Annotated in this window: 11 protein-coding genes; 9 read left to right on the forward strand and 2 right to left on the reverse strand. The window is 68.4% G+C overall.

Annotated elements, in window-relative coordinates:
* Positions 1–248: 248 nt before the first annotated feature.
* The 8 genes from EV648_RS24940 (at position 249) to EV648_RS24975 (ending at position 14487) form a co-directional block, all read left to right on the forward strand.
* On the forward strand, positions 249–1526 hold the full coding sequence (locus tag EV648_RS24940; RefSeq protein ID WP_132296383.1) for an ROK family transcriptional regulator: 1278 nt from the start codon (positions 249–251) through the stop codon (positions 1524–1526).
* On the forward strand, positions 1523–3028 hold the full coding sequence (locus tag EV648_RS24945; protein ID WP_132296386.1) for a sugar ABC transporter ATP-binding protein: 1506 nt from the start codon (positions 1523–1525) through the stop codon (positions 3026–3028). Before EV648_RS24940 ends, EV648_RS24945 begins: the two co-directional genes overlap by 4 nt.
* Complete coding sequence (locus EV648_RS24950; RefSeq protein ID WP_132296389.1) at positions 3028–4137, forward strand: ABC transporter permease; 1110 nt, start codon at positions 3028–3030, stop codon at positions 4135–4137. Before EV648_RS24945 ends, EV648_RS24950 begins: the two co-directional genes overlap by 1 nt.
* A gap of 101 nt (positions 4138–4238) precedes the next feature.
* Positions 4239–5291 (forward strand): substrate-binding domain-containing protein, encoded by a 1053-nt coding sequence (locus EV648_RS24955; RefSeq protein ID WP_132296392.1) that lies wholly within the window; start codon positions 4239–4241, stop codon positions 5289–5291.
* Between the two features lie 20 nt (positions 5292–5311).
* Positions 5312–6475: a Gfo/Idh/MocA family protein gene (locus tag EV648_RS24960; protein ID WP_132296395.1), complete on the forward strand. Its 1164-nt coding sequence runs from the start codon at positions 5312–5314 to the stop codon at positions 6473–6475.
* The gene (gene xylA, locus EV648_RS24965; RefSeq protein WP_132296398.1) at positions 6472–7632 is read left to right on the forward strand and encodes a xylose isomerase; all 1161 of its coding nucleotides are present in this window, start codon (positions 6472–6474) and stop codon (positions 7630–7632) included. The genes EV648_RS24960 and xylA overlap by 4 nt, the downstream gene beginning before the upstream one ends.
* A gap of 155 nt (positions 7633–7787) precedes the next feature.
* On the forward strand, positions 7788–13178 hold the full coding sequence (locus EV648_RS24970; protein ID WP_132296401.1) for a ThuA domain-containing protein: 5391 nt from the start codon (positions 7788–7790) through the stop codon (positions 13176–13178).
* 307 nt (positions 13179–13485) lie between these two features.
* Positions 13486–14487 (forward strand): sugar phosphate isomerase/epimerase, encoded by a 1002-nt coding sequence (locus EV648_RS24975; protein WP_132296404.1) that lies wholly within the window; start codon positions 13486–13488, stop codon positions 14485–14487.
* A 1669-nt stretch (positions 14488–16156) separates the two neighbouring features.
* On the opposite strand, the gene EV648_RS24990 is transcribed toward EV648_RS24975, so the two are convergent.
* A complete protein-coding gene (locus EV648_RS24990) occupies positions 16157–17002 on the reverse strand; it encodes an alpha/beta fold hydrolase (RefSeq protein WP_132296407.1) in 846 nt (281 codons plus the stop codon).
* An 18-nt stretch (positions 17003–17020) separates the two neighbouring features.
* Positions 17021–17803, reverse strand: a complete 783-nt coding sequence (locus tag EV648_RS24995; RefSeq protein WP_132296410.1) for a hypothetical protein — start codon at positions 17801–17803, stop codon at positions 17021–17023.
* Positions 17804–17915: 112 nt separating this feature from the next.
* Here EV648_RS24995 and EV648_RS25000 point away from each other — a divergent pair, with 112 nt between their 5' ends.
* Positions 17916–18413, forward strand: coding sequence for a MarR family winged helix-turn-helix transcriptional regulator (locus EV648_RS25000; protein WP_132296413.1), 498 nt, complete (start codon positions 17916–17918; stop codon positions 18411–18413).
* The last annotated feature ends 176 nt before the right edge of the window (positions 18414–18589 follow it).

The raw sequence follows: 18589 nt of genomic DNA on the forward strand, positions 1-18589 counted from the left end.
CAAATTGCGATCGACAGCTCACGGAGAGCGTTCCCCGAGTCAGAAACGGCAGAGCCTCACGCTCGGCTGCAATCTCGCGGTGATCTGAAGAAACCTGCTCGCAACGTCTTGACGCAGTGTGCTCGGATACTTAGTTTGTTGGCTCAACAGACAAAGTCTGTGACTGGCATCACAACCACGCCGAGGGGCCTCATGAGGCGGCGTGCGGGGATGCCGTTCTTCTGTCGGGGGAGAAGGGGGTGGGGCTGATGACGCTGACCGAGGGCAGTCGTCCGGGCCGCGGGGTTGTCGCGGCCGATCACGTGTCGCTCCGCCGCAACAACCTCTCCGTCGTCCTGCGGCACGTCCGGGAGAACGGATCGCGCTCCCGCGCCCGGATCGCCGCGGACACCGGCCTCAACAAGGCCACCGTCAGCAGCCTCGTCGCCGAACTCGTCGAGCGCGGCCTGCTCCGCGAAGGTCAGGCCGAGTCCGAGCGCGGCGCTCTCGGCCGGCCGGGTCAACTGGTCGAGCTCGACGGCCGCAGCGTCTGCGGCGTCGGCGCCGAGATCAACGTCGACTACCTCGCTGTCACCGCGCTCGACCTCAGCGGCGAGACGGTGACGGAGCGCCGCGTCCCCCTCGACGTCGCCCACCTGGACCCCGGTACGACGCTCGACCACCTGGCTGAGCTGATCCGCGAGGCGGTGGCGGCGGTGGGCGCCCGAGGTGGCCAGACGGCCGGGGTCACCCTGGCCGTGCCCGGGTTGGTCCAGAGCACCACCGGCTCCCTCAAGCTCGCCCCGAACCTCGGCTGGAAAGAGGTCCCGGTGGTCGAGGAGATGCGCGCCCGCCTCGGTGACCCGGCGTACAAGGTGCGGGTGGACAACGAGGCGAACCTGGCCGCGCTGGCGGCGTACTCGGAGATGAAGGGTGACGACGGCAAAGTCGAGGACCTGGTGCTGCTGACCGGCGCGGTCGGTGTCGGCGGCGGCATGGTCACCGGCGGGCACCTGCTGCGGGGCGGCCACGGGTTCAGCGGCGAGGTCGGGCACATGCCGGTCGCCCCGGTCGGCGGCACCTGCGGCTGCGGCCGCACCGGCTGCTGGGAGACCGTCGTCGGCCTGACGGCCCTGCTGAACAAGGCGACCGATGCGGACGACCCGGTCCGCGACCCGTCGCTCGACGTGGAGCAGCGACTGGCGGAGATCACCCGGCGGGCCGAGGCCGGGGGAGCCCGGACGCTGCGGGCGTTGGCAGATGTAGGTACCTGGCTGGGAATTGGGGGAGCGATCCTGGTGAACATCCTGAACCCTGACGTGCTCGTGCTGGGTGGCTACTTCGCCGTCCTCGGGCCGTGGCTGAAAGAACCGCTGGAGAGCGCGATCCGCGAGCGCGTGATCGCTCCGGACGGTGGCGGTTGCCGGGTGGTGCAGTCGGAGCTCGGCTTCGCCGCGGCGGTGCGCGGTGGCGCGCAGATCTCGCTGGACCAGGTCTTCCTCGACCCCACACTCGTGGGTCGCGACGCGGCAGGAGTAGCCCAATGAGTGACGAACTGCTGCGGATGACCGGGATCGTCAAGGAGTTCCCCGGTGTCCGGGCGCTCGACGGTGTGGATCTCGACGTCCGCCGGGGTGAGGTGCACTGTCTGCTCGGTCAGAACGGCGCCGGCAAGTCGACGCTGATCCGGGTGCTCACCGGCGCCCACCAGCCCGATGCCGGCACCATCCACGTCAATGACCAGTTGGTCTCGCTGAACAGCCCGACCGACTCGATGCGCCTCGGCATCGCCGCGATCTACCAGGAGCTCGACCTCGTTCCCGACCTCACCGTCGCCGAGAACGTGTTCCTCGGCCACGAGCCGGCCCGGTTCGGGCTGACCCGCCGGCACGAGGCGAACACCAAGGCTCGCGAGCTCCTCAGGGGACTCGGCCACGGCGAGATCCCGCCCGGCCGCACGGTCGGACTGCTCTCCGCGGCAGGCCAGCAGGTGGTGAGCATGGCCAGAGCGCTCTCCCGGGAGGCGCAGCTGATCGTGATGGACGAGCCGTCCGCGGTCCTCGACTCCGAAGAGGTCGACAACCTGTTCCGGGTGATCCGCGACCTCACCTCGCGGGGCGTGGCCGTCGTCTACATCTCGCACCGGCTCGAGGAGATCCGCCAGATCGGCGATCGGGTCACCGTGCTGAAGGACGGCGCCACCGTCGCCACCGGCCTGGACGCCCGCCAGACCCCGACCTCCGAACTGATCCGGCTGATGACCGGCCGCTCGATCGAGTACGTCTTCCCGCCGCGGCAGGAGCTGCCGGCCGACGCGCCGGTTGTGCTCGAGGTGGAGAACCTGTCCCGGCCGAGGGAGTTCGCCGACATCAGCTTCGCCGTCCGGGCGGGCGAGATCGTCGGCCTCGCGGGACTCGTCGGCTCCGGCCGTTCCGAAATTCTCGAGACCGTGTACGGCGCTCGCCGGGCCGCGACCGGCGTCGTACGGGTGGACGGGAAGTTGCTGCGGGCGGGACGCGTCCAGGAGTCCGTGAAGGCGGGGGTCGGGCTTGCTCCGGAGGAGCGCAAGAGCCAGGCGCTGCTGCTCGACGAAGCGGTCTACAAGAACATCACCGTGTCGAGCATGGGGCGGTTCGCCAGCGGCGGCTTCCTCAACGCGCGGGCCGAGAAGGAAGCGGCCGAGGAGCTCACCAAGGCGCTGGACGTCCGACCGGCCGGGGTGGAACATCCCGTGCGCAACCTGTCCGGCGGCAACCAGCAGAAGGTCGTGCTGGCTCGCTGGCTGCTCCGGGACTGCCGGGTGCTGCTGCTGGACGAGCCCACCCGGGGAGTCGACGTGGGAGCGCGCTCCGAGATCTACGGGCTGGTGCGCAAACTGGCCGACAACGGCGTCGCGATCGTGCTGGTCTCCAGCGAGGTCGAGGAAGTGCTCGGTCTGGCCGACCGGGTCGTGGTGATGCGGGAGGGGCGGGCCGTGCACACCGGTCCCGCGCAAGACATCGACGAGCACCGGGTCCTCGACCTGGTGATGGAAGGAAGTGCCGTGTGATGAGTGAGGAAGTCGCACGACCCCAGGCAACGCAGGACCAACCGCAAGACGTGCCGACCCCGTCGGGCCAGGCGATGATCGAGGTCGACCCGACCGAGACCGCGCCACGCAACGGCCGGTCGGGCGGCGACGGCGGCGGCGGGAACGTGGTGGTCAACCTGCTCAAGAGCGGTGCCGGCCGCAACGTGGGTCTGGTGATCGCGCTGGTCCTGCTCTGCATCGTCGGCGTCGCCACGGCCGGTGACCGGTTCGCCAGCACCGCCAACGTGCTGACGATCCTCCGGCTCGCCGCGGTGATCGGCGTGGTCAGCATCGGGATGACGTTCGTGATCACCGGTGGCGGCATCGACCTGTCGGTCGGCGCGATGGTCGCGCTCGCCTCGGTCTGGGCGACCACGCTGGCCACCCAGCAGTTGGCCACCGACTACCACTGGATCTTCATGGTCAGTACCGCGCTGCTGGTGGGCGCCGCCTGCGGCCTGGTGAACGGGCTACTGATTGCCTACGGCAAGATAGTGCCGTTCATAGCGACGCTGGCGATGCTGGCCGGCGCCCGGGGTCTGGCCGAGATCCTGGCCGACCGCAAGACCCAGATCATCAGCGTGAACTCGTTCGTGGACTTCTTCGGCGGTTCGCTGATCGGCATCCCGGTGCTGGTCTGGATGTTCGTCCTCGTCGCAGCGGCCGGCTGGGTGCTGCTCAACCGGACCACCTTCGGCCGCCGTACCTTCGCCGTCGGTGGCAACGCCGAGGCGGCGCGGCTGGCCGGTATCAAGGTCCAGCGGCACACGGTCGCTCTCTACGTGCTGTGCGGGCTTTGCTGCGGCATCGCCGCGGTGATGCTGATGGCGCGAACGACGACCGGTAGTGCCACCCACGGCCAGCTTTACGAGCTGGACGCGATCGCGGCCGTGGTGATCGGCGGCACGCTGCTGTCCGGCGGTCGCGGCACCATCGTCGGCACCGTGTTCGGCGTGCTCATCTTCACCACCCTGAACAACGTCTTCACCCTGAACAACCTGTCCATCTCCGCCCAGTCGGTGGCGAAGGGCCTGATCATCGTGATCGCGGTCCTCCTCCAGCAACGCCTGGCCGCCCGCGCTCCCTGACTGGGGCGGTGGGGTGCGGTAAGCAATGACACCGCGCCCTGGCTGTCCGCACCAACCGCACTGGCAACACCCTGTAGAAACACCATCTTTTGGAGGACCAGATGTCCGTACGTTCCGCCCGAGTGCTGCTCACCGCAGGCCTCGTCGGGCTCAGTTCGATGGCGTTGATCGCCTGCACCAGCAACACCCCGGAAGCCGAGAAGACCACCGACGACAACGCGACCCAGGCGGTCGCCGCCGGTGGCAACGACGAGCCGGGCAAGAAGGTGAAGATCGGCTTCTCCGCGCCGGCCGCCGACCACGGCTGGATGGGCGCGATCACGAAGGCGACCCAGGAGGAGGCCAAGAAGTACTCCGACGTCGAACTGGTCGTGGCCGAGGGCACCAACGACGTGAACCTGCAGATCAGCCAGGTCGAGACCTTCATCAACGACAAGGTCGACGCGATCGTGCTGCTGCCGTTCGACGGCGCCGCGCTCACCCCGGTGGCGACCAAGGCGATGGAGGCCGGCATCACGGTGGTGAACGTGGACCGCGAGTTCGACAGCACCTTCGCGGCCCGGACCACCGTGCTCGGCGACAACAAGGGCATGGGCGTGTCCGCCGGAACCTACATCTGCAAAGAGATGAAGGGCAAGAAGGACGCGGTGATCGCCGAGATCGCCGGTATCGACTCGCTGCCGCTGACCCAGGCCCGCAGCGCCGGGTTCAAGGAAGCGCTCGCCGACTGCGGGCTGAAGGTCAACAACCGGGTGGCGGCGGAGTTCACCGTCGAGTCCGGTGAGAAGGCGGCGGCCAACCTGTTGCAGGCCGCGCCGAAGATCGACGCGATCTGGAACCACGACGACGACCAGGGTGTCGGCGTGATGGCCGCCATCAAGAACTCCGGCCGGAAGGAGTTCTTCGTGGTCGGCGGGGCCGGCTCGGCCAACGTGATGCGTGACATCAAGGCCGGCAACACGCTGATCCGCGCGACCGTGATCTACCCGTCCACGCAGGGCGCCGACGGCCTCAAGCTGGCTCGTCTGCTGGTGCAGAAGAAGTCCCTCAGCGACCTGGTGGAGGTCGAGGTGCCGCGCACCGTGCAGCTGTACGCGCCGGTCGTCACCAAGGACAACGTCGACCAGTACCTGCCGACCGCCTTCGAGTCCTGAGCCACTGAGGAGAAATCTGTATGACGAACCTGGGCATCGGCCTGATCGGGTACGCCTTCATGGGCGCGGCCCACTCGCAGGCGTGGCGGAGCGCGCCGCGGTTCTTCGACCTGCCGCTGGACCCCACGATGAACGTGTTGTGCGGGCGGAACGCGGAGGCGGTCCAGGCCGCCGCGAAGAAGCTCGGCTGGAGCGACACCGAGACCGACTGGCGCAAGCTGCTCACCCGCGACGACGTGCAGCTGATCGACGTCTGCACGCCGGGGGACAGCCACGCCGAGATCGCGATCGCCGCGCTCCAGGCGGGCAAGCACGTGCTCTGCGAGAAGCCCTTGGCCAACACGGTCGCCGAAGCGGAGGCGATGGCCGCCGCCGCGGCGGACGCGGCGGCCAAGGGCATCAGGTCGATGGTCGGCTTCACCTACCGGCGGGTGCCGGCGATCGGTCTGGCCCGGCAGCTCGTTGCCGACGGCAAGATCGGCACCGTCCGGCACGTGCGGGCGCAGTACCTGCAGGACTGGATCGCGGACCCGGAGGCGCCGCTGTCGTGGCGACTGGACAAGGAGAAGGCCGGGTCCGGTGCGCTCGGTGACATCGGCGCGCACATCGTCGACCTCACGCAGTACATCACCGGCGACCGGATCGCCGAGGTGAGCGGCCTGCTGGAGACGTTCGTCAAGGAGCGCCCGGTCGCCGCCGCGCACAGCGGGCTGTCCGGCGAGGCCGGCACCGAACGCGGTCCGGTCACGGTCGACGACGCGGCGATCTTTCTGGCCCGCTTCGGCTCCGGCGCGCTGGGCGTGTTCGAGGCGACCCGGTTCGCGACCGGGCGCAAGAACGCGATCCGGATCGAGATCAACGGCAGCCTGGGCAGCCTCGCGTTCGACTTCGAGGACATGAACGAACTGCACTTCTACGACGCTACCGAGGATCCACTGACGGCAGGGTTCCGGCGGATCCTCGCGACCGAGGCGGTCCACCCGTACGTCGCCGCCTGGTGGCCGCCCGGCCACCTGCTCGGGTACGAGCACGGTTTCACCCACCAAGTGGTCGACCTGGTCGGCGCGATTGCCGAGGGCAAGGATCCGGCGCCCTCGTTCGCGGACGGACTGCAGGTCCAGCGGGTGCTGGCCGCGGTCGAGGACAGCTCGACCTCCCGACAATGGCAGGAGATTCCTGAATGAGTCCCTACACCCCCTCGAAAGACGACAAGTTCTCCTTCGGCCTGTGGACCGTCGGCTGGGAGGGCGTGGACGTCTTCGGTACGGCGGTCCGCGCGCCGCTCGACCCGGTCCTGGCGGTGGAGAAGCTCGCCGAGCTGGGCGCCGCCGCGGTGTCCTTCCACGACGACGACCTGGTCCCGGACGACAGCCGCCGCCAGCAGGTGCTCGAGCGGTTCACCAAGGCGCTCGGGGACACCGGGCTCGTGGTCGAGATGGCGACCACCAACCTGTTCAGCCACCCGGTCTTCAAGGACGGTGGCCTGACCGCCAACGACCGCGACGTACGCCGGTACGCGCTGTCGAAGGTGCTGCGCAACGTCGACCTGGCCGCCGAGCTCGGGGCCAAGACGTACGTGCTGTGGGGCGGCCGCGAAGGCGCGGAGTCGGGTGGTTCGAAGGACGTGCACGCGGCCCTCGACCGGTACAAGGAGTCGATGGACCTGCTCTGCGCCTACGTCCGGGAGCGGGGCTACGACCTGCGTTTCGCGATCGAGCCGAAGCCGAACGAGCCGCGCGGCGACATCCTGCTGCCGACCATCGGGCACGCGATCTCGTTCATCAACGGGCTCGACGATCCCGACCTGGTCGGCATCAACCCCGAGGTCGGCCACGAGCAGATGGCCGGGCTCAACTACGCGCACGGGATCGCCCAGGCGCTGTGGCACGGCAAGCTGTTCCACATCGACCTGAACGGTCAGCACGGCCCCCGGTTCGACCAGGACCTGCGCTTCGGCGCCGGCAACCTGCGTGAGGCGTTCTGGACGGTCGACGTGCTGCAGGGCACCGCGGGTGGACCGGGCTACGACGGCTACGTGCACTTCGACTACAAGCCGCCGCGCACCGAGGACCTCGAGGGGGTCTGGGAGACCGCACGCGGCTGTATGCGCAACTACTTGATCCTGCGCGAGAAGGTGCAGTCGTTCCGGGCCGATCCGGAGGTCGCCGAGGCGCTCGCCGCGGCACGCGTCGGTGAGCTCTCGCACCCCACCCTGGGCGCCGGCGAGACGCTCGACGAGTTGCGCAAGGCAACGTACGACGCCGAGGCCCTGGCCGCTCGCGGTCTCGGGTTCGAGCGTCTGGACCAGCTCGCCATGGACCACCTTCTCGGAGTCCGCTGACCACTGTGTGAGGAGTCCCGGGCAGGGCAGAGCACGGGAAAGCGGTAGCTGAACAGCACCACCAGGGCCGACGTCCGGGGACCCGCCCCGGGAACTCGTGCACCTGCACGAGCCAGATGGAGCGCGCACCTTATCCGACCCATGAGGAGCTCCCGATGATCCAGCTACGCAGGCACGGAACTCTGATCCGTGCCCTCGTGCTCGCCCTGATCGCCGCGCTGGCGATCCCGCTGACCGCGACCACCGCCCGAGCCCACCCGGGGCACGGGGACGAGACCTTCAACGCGCTCGTCTTCAGCAAGACCGCCGGGTTCCGGCACGACTCGATCCCGGCCGGGATCCAGACGATCAAGGACCTGGCCACCGCGAACGGCTTCACCGTCACCGCGACCGAGGACGCGGCGATGTTCAACGACACCGAGCTCGCGAAGTACGAGGTGGTGATCTGGCTGTCCACCACCGGTGACGTGCTCAACGCCGACCAGCAGGCGGCGTTCGAGCGCTACATCCGCGCCGGTGGTGGGTACGCCGGGGTGCACGCCGCCTCGGACACGGAGTACGACTGGCCGTGGTACGGCAAGCTCGTCGGGAGCTACTTCGACAGCCACCCGGCCGGTACGCCGAACGCAACCGTGAAGGTGGAGGACCACGCGCACCCGTCGACCGCGGGGGCGCCGACCAGCTGGCCGCGGACGGACGAGTGGTACAACTACCGGACCAACCCGCGCGGCGCCGTGCACGTGCTCGCCTCGCTCGACGAGACGACGTACACGGGCGGCAACATGGGCCCGGAGCACCCGATCGCATGGTGCCAGGACTACGAGGGCGGCCGCGCCTGGTACACCGGCATGGGCCACACCATCGAGTCGTACGCCGACCCGGTGTTCCGCAACCACCTGCTCGGCGGCATCAAGACCGCGGCCGGGGTGGAGCCGGCCGACTGCGGCGCCTCGCTGAGCGACAGCTACCAGAAGGTCACCCTGGACGACGACACGTCCAACCCGATGGAACTGGCCATCGCCGCCGACGGCCGGGTGTTCTACATCGACCGCAACGGCGCGGTGAAGATCGTCAAGGCCGACGGCACCGTCCTGACCGCCGGCACCCTGAACGTCTACACCGGCCAGGAGTTCGGCCTGCTCGGCATCGCGCTCGACCCGGCGTTCGCGCAGAACGGCTTCGTCTACCTGTACTATTCGCCGGCCGGCAACGAGCCCTTCGACCGGGTCTCCCGGTTCAAGGTGAACGGCGACACCCTCGACCTGACCAGCGAGAAGCAGGTACTGCGGGTCGACACCCAGCGGGACCAGTGTTGCCACGCGGGTGGCGCGCTCGAGTTCGATGGCCAGGGCAACCTCTTCATCGCCACCGGTGACAACAGCAACCCGTTCGACTCCGACGGCTACTCGCCCCTCGACGAGCGGGCCGGTCGCGCGGCCTGGGACTCCCAGCGCAGCGCCGCCAACAGCAACAACCTGAACGGCAAGGTGCTCCGGATCCACCCGGAGGCCGACGGCAGCTACACCGTTCCGGCCGGGAACCTGTTCCCGTCGGGCACGGAGAAGACGCGGCCGGAGATCTACGCGATGGGCTTCCGGAACCCGTTCCGGATCGGCATCGACCCGACCACCGACCACCTGTTCGTCGCGGACTACGGGCCGGATGCCGGCCAGGTCAGCCCGACGCGGGGACCCGACGGCCGGGTCGAGTGGAACATCCTGGACAAGCCGGGCTTCTACGGCTGGCCGTACTGCGTCGGCAACAACACGCCGTACAACGACTACAACTTCGAGACCGGTACGTCCGGCGCGACGTTCAACTGTGCCGCGCCGGTCAACAACTCGCCGAACAACACCGGTCTCACCCAGTTGCCGGCGGCGATCCCCGCGAACCTGTGGATGGGTAAGTCGACCACGGGTGTGCCGGAGGTCGGCGGCAGTGGCGCGCCGATGACGAGTGGCGCGTACAAGTTCGACCCGGACAGCGACTCCGACCGGAAGTGGCCGAGGTACTTCGACGGCAAGGCGGTCTGGGCCGACTGGAACGACAGCCGGCTGTTCTCGGTGCAGTTGAGCGACGACCGGACGAAGGTCGCGGACGTCTCCCGGATGCTGCAGGAGATGAACTTCATCCGGCCGCACGCGCTGCAGTTCGGACCGGACGGCGCGCTTTACGTGATCGAGTGGGGCAGCGGGTTCGGCGGCAACAACGCGGACTCCGGGATCTACCGGATCGACTATGTGCAAGGCAACCGCGCGCCGATCGCGCAGTTCAGCACGGACAAGACGTCGGGGCCGGTGCCGCTGACGGTGGCCTTCGACTCGACCGGATCGCGTGATCCGGACGGCCAGCCGATCACCTTGGCCTGGGACTTCGACGGCAACGGGACGACGGACAGCACCGAGGCCAAGCCGTCGCACACCTACACTGTGGCCGGCGTTTTCACGGCACGATTGACGGTGACGGACACCGATGGCCGGACGGCCGTGTCGAACCGCACGATCACGGCCGGGAACACCGCGCCGACGATCACGGTGGAGGCGCCGCTCGACGGCGGGTTCTTCGACTTCGGCGACACCATCAAGTACAAGGTGACAGTCACCGATCCCGAGGACGGCACGGTCGACTGCAACGACGTGATCACCCAGCCGGCGCTCGGCCATGACGAGCACGCGCACGGGTACGAGCAGTACCACGGCTGCGAGGGGACGTTCCCGTTGCCGGGCGACGAGGGCCATGTCGGGGCGAACATCTTCGGCATCGTCACCGTCACCTACACCGACAAGGGCGCGCCGGGCTCCGGCCGGATCACCACCCAGAAGGTGGTCCAACTGCAGCCCAAGACCCGGGAAGCGGAGTACTTCGACGAGACGGGCGGCCCGGGGTCGACACCCGGAGTACAGGTCGAGGACACCGGTGACGTCGCCGGTGGCGGGAAGAACATCGGCTTCATCGAGGACGGCGACTGGTGGGGCTGGAACCCGACCAACCTGACCGCGATCGACCAGATCCAGTTGCGTGCCGCTTCGCCTGACGCCGGTGCGACGGTGCAAGTGCGGACCGGTTCGCCGACCGACGGCCCGATCGTCGCGACGATCCAGGTGACACCGACTGGTGCGTGGCAGACGTACGCCAACTTCACCGCGCCGGTCAGCGGGGCGACCTTGGCCAGCGGTCCGTTGTACTTCGTCAAGACGACCGGGCAGCTGAACGTCAACTGGGTGAAGTTCATCGGCAAGGGCGTGACGGAGAATCAGCGTCCGGCGGTGACCATTACGGCGACACCCGTGCAGGGCAAGGCGCCGTTGAAGGTCGACTTCACCGCCGCGGCGACCGATCCCGAAGGCGACCTGCCGCTGTCCTACACGTGGAGCTTCGGTGACGGCGCCACCGCGACTGGTGCTTCCGTCAGCCACACCTACACCACGTCCGGGACTCACGTCGCGACCGCCACGGTGACGGACGCCCGCGGAGCCTCTGGTACGTCGACCGTCCAGGTGAAGGTGGACGTCACCGCGCCGCCGACCTGCCTGACCGGCCGATCGGACGGCTTCGAGGGTACTGCGGTCGACACCGGCCGCTGGGATTCCATTGTCCGAGGCAATCAGGAGCTTGCCGTCAGCAACGGTGACCTCGTGCTGCCGCTGACCGCGACCGACATCTACGGCACCGGCAACACGGGCACGCCGAACATCGTGCTCCAGCCGTTGCCCGCGGGCGCCTGGCAGGCCACGGCCAAGCTGACCCTGCCGGCCCGGCTCGCCTATCAGCAGGCCGGGTTGATCGTCTACGGCGACGACGACAACTACGCGAAGATGGTGCTGCAGGGACGCTCGACCGGCGCACCGTCAGCGGCCGACCGGATCTTCCAGTTCATCCGCGAGGAAGCCGGTACGCCGAACGAGGTGGCCGCGTCGAACACCGCCAATCTCGGTGCGGCGTACCCGGACACGGTGTGGGTGAGGTTCAGCAGCGACGGAGCGAACCTGCGCGCGGCGTACAGCGCTGACGGGGCGACGTTCACCGACATGCCGGAGACGAAGCAGTTGGCCGGCATCTCGAACCCGAAGATCGGGCTCTTCGGTCTGGCCAACCGGACCGAGGCGTTGCCGTTGGCCGCGCAGTTCGACTACTTCACCATCACCCCGGACGACACCGCCGAGGTGCCGGCTCCGGACGACGAGTTCGACGGTACTGCGCTTGACGCCTGCCGGTGGTCCGCGAGCGTGCGGCCCGACGCCACGGCGTACCGACTGACGGGTGGAGCCGTCGAGATCGACACCAGCAAGGGCGACATCTACCAGGGCACGGCCACCAACCCCCGGAACCTGTTGCTCCAGCCGGCACCGGACGGTGACTGGACCATCGAGACGAAGGTGGACGGGTCCGCCTTCAACGAGGCCTACCAGCAGGGCGGCCTGATGGTCTACGGCGACGACGCGAACTACGTGAAGCTGGACTTCCTCACCACGAACGCCTCGGGTGGCTCCGTGACGCGGGAGATCGAGCTGCGCAGCGAGGTCGACAACGCCATCGTGCAGCCGGCACCGAACGCCTCACCTGCACCCACCCAGGGTGTCTGGTACCTCCGGCTGGCCAAGAGCGGGACGACCTTCACCGGGTCGTACAGTGCGGATGGTCTGGCCTGGACAGCGCTCCCTGCCGTCACCAACACCGCGCTGAGCTCGGCGAGCTTCGGGATCTACGCCTTCGGGGTCGACCAGGTCGCGTCGAAGACGGCGAAGTTCGACTACTTCAAGCTGGTTAGGGACACGGTTGCGCCACAGGTGAACCTGTCGGTGAATCCGTCGGCGCCGTCGGGTCAGAACGGCTGGTGGAACGATGCGGTCGTCGCGACGGCGATGGCGACCGACAACCAGCCCGGGCAGCTCTACCTGGAGCAGAAGATCGGCGACGGGGACTGGGCCGAATACACGACTCCGATCACGTTCTCCGCGGACGGGACGCATACGGTCCAGGTCCGGGCGAGTGACACCGCGGGCAACGTGTCCGCGCCAGAATCCGTGACGGTCAAGATCGACCGCACCGGTCCGAAGGCGGCGGTCACCGGCCTGGCCAGTGGCGGGAAGCTCGGAGTCGCGAGTGCTGTGAACGTCGCGGCGACCGCCACGGACGCGCTCTCCGGGGTCGACTCGGTGACGCTGGCCGTCGACGGGAAGCCGGTGGTTGCCACCGGCAAGCTGGATGGCGCACTGCTCGGGCTGGGAGCACACGAGCTGGTCGCGACGGCCAAGGACAAGGCCGGCAACACGTCCGTGACGAAGGTTCCGTTCACGGTCTTCGCCTCCTACGCGGAGGCGACCAAGCTGGTCGAGCGGTATCGGGTCGCCGGGACGGTGCCGTTGGCCACCGCCACGGTGATGAAGATCCAGCTCGGCCTCGCCGAACAACAGCAACGCAGAGGACGTGACGTCGCCGCCGCCGTCGCCCTGGATCTGTTCATCGCCAAGGCGCGCACGGTGTCCGACGTACCGGCCCGGACGCTGTTGACCGCCGTCGGTCAGGACCTGAAGAGGGCGCTCTGATCCGACCGATGGAGACGTCACCGTGCGAGATCGCATCCTGTCCGACGCGGAGAGGCGTGCGGGAGCTTCCGTGCCCCGGGGCGGTTCGGCCCCGCCCCGGGATCCGGGAGAGCGATCTCGCGCGGTCGGCGGGGGACCGGTCCGCCGGTCCTCGTCCCCGGCGTCGCGACCTGCGCTCCGGTCGCGGCGCCGGGGGCACCACCACGCAGTACGGCAGCACTCTCGTTCAGCAGGACGCTGGTTCAGCAGAACGCTTGTTCAGTAGCACGTATGTTCAGTAGCACGCCTCGAGAAGGAGTAGACCGTTATGGCTCGACCGATCACCCTGTTCACCGGCCAGTGGGCCGACCTGCCGTTCGAGGAGGTGGCCCGGCTTGCCTCCGAATGGGGGTACGAGGGGCTGGAGATCGCCTGCTGGGGTGATCATCTCGATGTCCGGAAGGCCGCCGAGGACGACGCCTACGTGCAGAACCGGCTGGACGTCCTGGAGAAGTACAACCTGAAGGTCTGGACGATCTCGAACCACCTGCTCGGCCAGGCGGTCTGCGACGACCCGATCGACCAGCGGCACCAGGCGATCCTGCCCGCGCACATCTGGGGCGACGGCGACGCCGAGGGCGTGCGGCAGCGCGCGGCCGAGGAGATGGCGACCACCGCCCGGGCGGCCCGCCGGCTCGGCGTCGACGTCGTGGTCGGCTTCACCGGGTCGTCGATCTGGAAGACGGTGGCGATGTTCCCGCCGGTGCCGCCGGCCATGATCGAAGCCGGGTACCGCGACTTCGCGGACCGGTGGAACCCGATCCTCGATGTGTTCGACGAGGTCGGGGTGAAGTTCGCGCACGAGGTGCACCCGTCGGAGATCGCGTACGACTATTGGTCGACCACCGCGACGCTGGAGGCGATCGGTCACCGGGAGGCGTTCGGGCTGAACTGGGACCCGAGCCACTTCGTCTGGCAGGACCTCGACCCAGTCGGCTTCCTCTGGGACTTCAAGGACCGGATCTACCACGTCGACTGCAAGGACGCGAAGCGCCAGGTCGGCAACGGCCGCAACGGCCGGATGGGCTCCCACCTGGCCTGGGGCGACCCACGCCGCGGCTGGGACTTCGTCTCCACCGGGCACGGCGACGTCCCGTGGGAGGCCTGCTTCCGAATGCTCAACACGATCGGCTACACCGGCCCGATCTCAGTCGAATGGGAAGACGCCGGCATGGACCGCCTGGTCGGCGCCGCCGAAGCCGTCAACTTCGTCCGCTCCCTAGCCTTCGACCCCCCGACAGCTTCCTTCGACGCCGCCTTCTCCTCCTAACCACCGCTTCGGCCCCCAACCGGTTGGCCCGCGCCAGGTGAACACGCCGGTCGGCCACATGTGGGTACGCCGGTTGGCCGGACGCCGGTACGCGGTACGCCGGACGGGTCGTTCCGCGACACCCGCGCGGGCGGACCGTCCGGCACGATCGCGGGTGATTCCGCCGGACATGCGGTCGGGTGGTCCGCCGGGCATGGGTGCGGGTGGTTCGCGGTCTCCGCTGCGTGAGTGTTCTAGTCGTGCTGGTGTGCGTCAAGAGCGCCTTTGGCGTCCCTTCGGGATCGAAACAAGTTTCGACTCTTGACCCACCCCATCCCGACCAGGGAAGGACGCAGCTACGCGGATCCCGCGCAGAGGTCTGAGCCGGGTCGGGGTGGTGTTTCCGGGGGTGGGTGTACGGACCGACAGGTAGTGCTGGGGTGGTCGCGGAGGTTCCAGGCGTGGGTGGCGCGTCGGGGTGGTGTGTGTAGCGACTACTTCCTGTCCGTCGGTACGCCGGCGGGCCCGGGGGGGTTTCCGCTGCGGTGGGTGGTGGTTGCGGCGATTCGGGGGCTGGTGCTGACAGGGTTGTTCGACTGCTGGCGGGTTGTTCGTCCACTGGCAGGTTGTTAGCTGGCTGGCCGGTTGTTTGGCCACCTGTGGCTATTTGCGGGTCCGCTGGCGGGTTGTTCGCAGGCTGGCGGCTTGTTAGGCGCCAGTGGCCGAGCAGCCCGTCATCGGGAGGCCGATCGCCGGGCTGGGCACGAACGGCGTGCGGTGGTGGGGACCGCGGACACCTTCTGGGGGGTGTGACGCCGGACGGCGGTGCGGTTGTCGGGACCGGGGACACCGTGTGGGGCCCAGGGACAGGTCATGTCGTGTCCGAGGTCCAGACTTGGTGTCCGAGGGCCCACCTTGTGCACCGGTTGAGCGTCCGGGTCGCCGGGATCTGCTCAGCTGGTGCACAAGGTGCCGGTTTCGGGGAGTCCCGCCTCCCCTCCGGGCAAAGGAACACCCCGAACTTCCCGGCGAGGCAACTCCCCGAACGTCTGGGCAAGCCAACTCCCCGAGCGTTTGAGCGAAGGAGCTCCCCGGCCCCTGTCGCCACACCTCTGAGCGGCTCCGGGATAGCTGCGTTCCTTCCCTGGTCGGGGTGGGGTGGGTCCAGAGTCGGAACTTGTTCCGATCCCGAAGGGACGCGAAGCGCTCTTGACGCACACCAGCCCGACTAGCACCATCACGCAGCCCGGGGACACAACCACCTCCGCCTATGCGGGTGGAACCTCCCGCACTGATGCGGGAGGCAACCACCCGCACTGATGCGGGACGCAACACCCCAGTCGATGCCGGAGGCAACCACCCGCATGGGCCTGTGGGACTGATTCTCTGGCCCGTCAGCTGATATCGGATGTGGCGACCTGAGGTGCCGGGGCTCTGCCCGGGTCCCGGCACCTCAGGGGTTTGTTAGATCGTCGGTCTGCCGGGGAGGCGGTAGTTGTCGCCGAGGATCTGGCCGCGGTCGGGCTTGTAGAAGTCGAAGCCCTTCGAGTTGCACTGGCGACCGCCGTTGATGCAGTGGCTCAGGTTCCGGGTACCGCGGCCGGCACCCGCCGACCCCCCATCTGGTCCCTCGAGAATCCGCCTGAGAGCAGGAGGCCGCAGTGGGGCGGGCGTTGAGCGCCGTAGTTGGTCAGGGCTCGAGGAAGCTCTCGACTGCCTGCAACCAAAGTTCTGGTTGATCGATGTGGGCCATGTGGCCGGCCTCTTCGAGGATCACGGGGATTGCCGTGGGGATGAGTGCTGCGGCTTGGTCGGTGAGGTGGGCTGGGAAGGTCATGTCCTGGCGGCCGGGGAGGAGGAGCATCGCCAGGCCGAGGGTGGCGAAGCGCTCAGGGGCATCGGCGTATCGCGGCGAGGGGAGGATGCCGGCCAGGTAAGGAGCGTCCCAGTCGTCGGTGAAGTGGACCTGGTCGAGCCGCTCGAGGTAGTCGTCCAGCACGTCGTCCCTCCATACGCCGGTGCGAGCACCCGCGACCGCCTCGGCACGGTTACGGTCTGCGCCTTGGAGATCGGCGGGGAGCAGAGCGGCAGCCTCCGCGTTGCGGGTGTCGCGTTCCTCCCAGCCTGAGAAGGCGTCGGGTGGGACGGGCAGGACGCTGCTGGAGGCAACGATCAGTCGCCGCACCTGGCCGGTCTTCAGGGCGAGGCGTTGCGCGATCATCCCGCCGTACGAGAAGCCGAGGACGTCGGCCTGCTCGAGTTCCAGGTGGTCGAGCAGGCCGACGAGGTCGTCGATGACGAGGTCCGGGGTGTAGCGGTCGGGGCTCAGGCCACCGGTGGAGCGGCCGCAGCCGCGGAGGTCCGGGAAGACGAGGTGGTGACGTGGCGCCAGGCGGATCAGCGGTTCGCGGAGGTAGGTGTGGTCCCAGCAAGGGCCGCCGTGGATCACCAGCAGGGTGCGGTCGCGTGGACCGGGGGATTGGGCGACGAACAACTCGACCTCAGCGGACACCCGGATGTGATCCTCACTCAGCACCCGGTGAGTCTGGCATCGTCAGCCGACAGTTTCGTTCATCATTCCGGCGGTTTGAGCTTCCAGCCAGGCGAGAGCGGCCTGGCGGGACCAGCGATTGACCTCGGTGGCGAGGGCTGTGGAGGCGATGGGGTTCCCCTCGTCCTTGGCCAGTACTGCGAGGAGGGTTTGCTGGGCGAGGGTGCCTAGGAGGTGGCCGACCTTCTGGCGGAGTTCGGTGGAGCGTTCCCACTGGGTGCGGGCGAGGGGGAGGTCGCCGGCGGTGTGCGCGTGGTCGCCCAGGTGGCGGAGCGCCAGGGAGACGAGGAGGTCGTCGCCGGATCGCTCGCCGAGTTCGAGCGCGGAGGTGTAGGCGGCGAAGGCGTCGGCGGGGAGCATACGGAGGTTGTCGGCGATCACGCCCGCGTAGAAGGCGGCGTGCCCGGCGCGCGCGTCGTCGGGTGCGAGGTCGCGAAGTCGTTCGACGCGCTTCGCCAGAGTCTCGGCTGGTTCGCGGTCGCCGGCGACGAGGGCGATGCCGTAGTCCTTGCGGAGGTGGAGGAAGTCGGCATCCCAGGCAGTAACCGGATCAGCTGTTTCAGAAAGAGCATCAGCCAGTACCGCGAGGGCGTGGTCGGCGTTGATGGTCTGTTGGGCGAAGTCCTGGTCGACGGCGACTTCGGCCAGGGCGGCGGCTATCGCCAGCCGTTCGGCGGGCGTGGCCGGGGTGACGGCCTGCAGCAGGGTGGTTGCCGTGCCCCACCTGCCTGCTCGCATCAGAGCGGCGCTGGATTCGAGCAAGGGAGAGAGCGCGATCTCTGCCATCGATCTGGCCTCACTTTCGACTCGGAGAATCACTCGCGGCTTGGAGAGCTGCAGAGTATTTCGACATCGAAACTTTTGACAACAAACCTTCAGTCGCGGAATAATCCAGTGCGTGAAGGACTCGATCGACGCGCACGTCGAGCTCTGGGCCCAGGAGCTCCCCGGAATGGATCTCCGGGTGGAGGGGATCGCGACCCGCCTGCAGGCGCTGGCGAAGTACCTCGATCGCAGGCGGGACGCAGTACTGGCTGAGCATGGGCTGCAGTGGTGGGAGTTCAAGACGCTGCACATGCTGCGGCGCGGCGGAGCGCCGTACCAGGCGACGCCGGGGCAACTGGCAACCCAGCTCGGTCTGTCACCTGCTGCGATGACGAACCGCATCGACGCTCTCGAACGCCACGGCTACGTGGAGCGCCACCACGATCGCGACGACCGCCGCAAGGTCGTCGCCACGCTCACCCGGTCGGGACTCGAGCTCTGGCAGCAAGCGCTCGGCGACATCACCCAGGTGGAAGTCGACCTGGTCGGCCACCTCACGACCTCCGACCAGGACAGCCTTATCGCTCTCCTCCGCGGCCTGATGTTGGCGACCGAATCGACGCCTCGCTGAGAACCGCAGCAGCCTCGCCGAAATTCGCAGACCAGAAAATGTATAGGCGGGCGGGCCGGCTCCGACATACCGGTGGAAGCGCCCGAGAGGGAGGCGCCCACAGGTAGGAGTGCGGAGTCATGGAAGCGCTGAGTGTGATCGTGAACAGCAAGATCGTCGCCGACGACACCCGTCGG

Origin of the sequence: Kribbella sp. VKM Ac-2568, assembly GCF_004345365.1 — a bacterium.
Classification (GTDB): domain Bacteria; phylum Actinomycetota; class Actinomycetes; order Propionibacteriales; family Kribbellaceae; genus Kribbella; species Kribbella orskensis.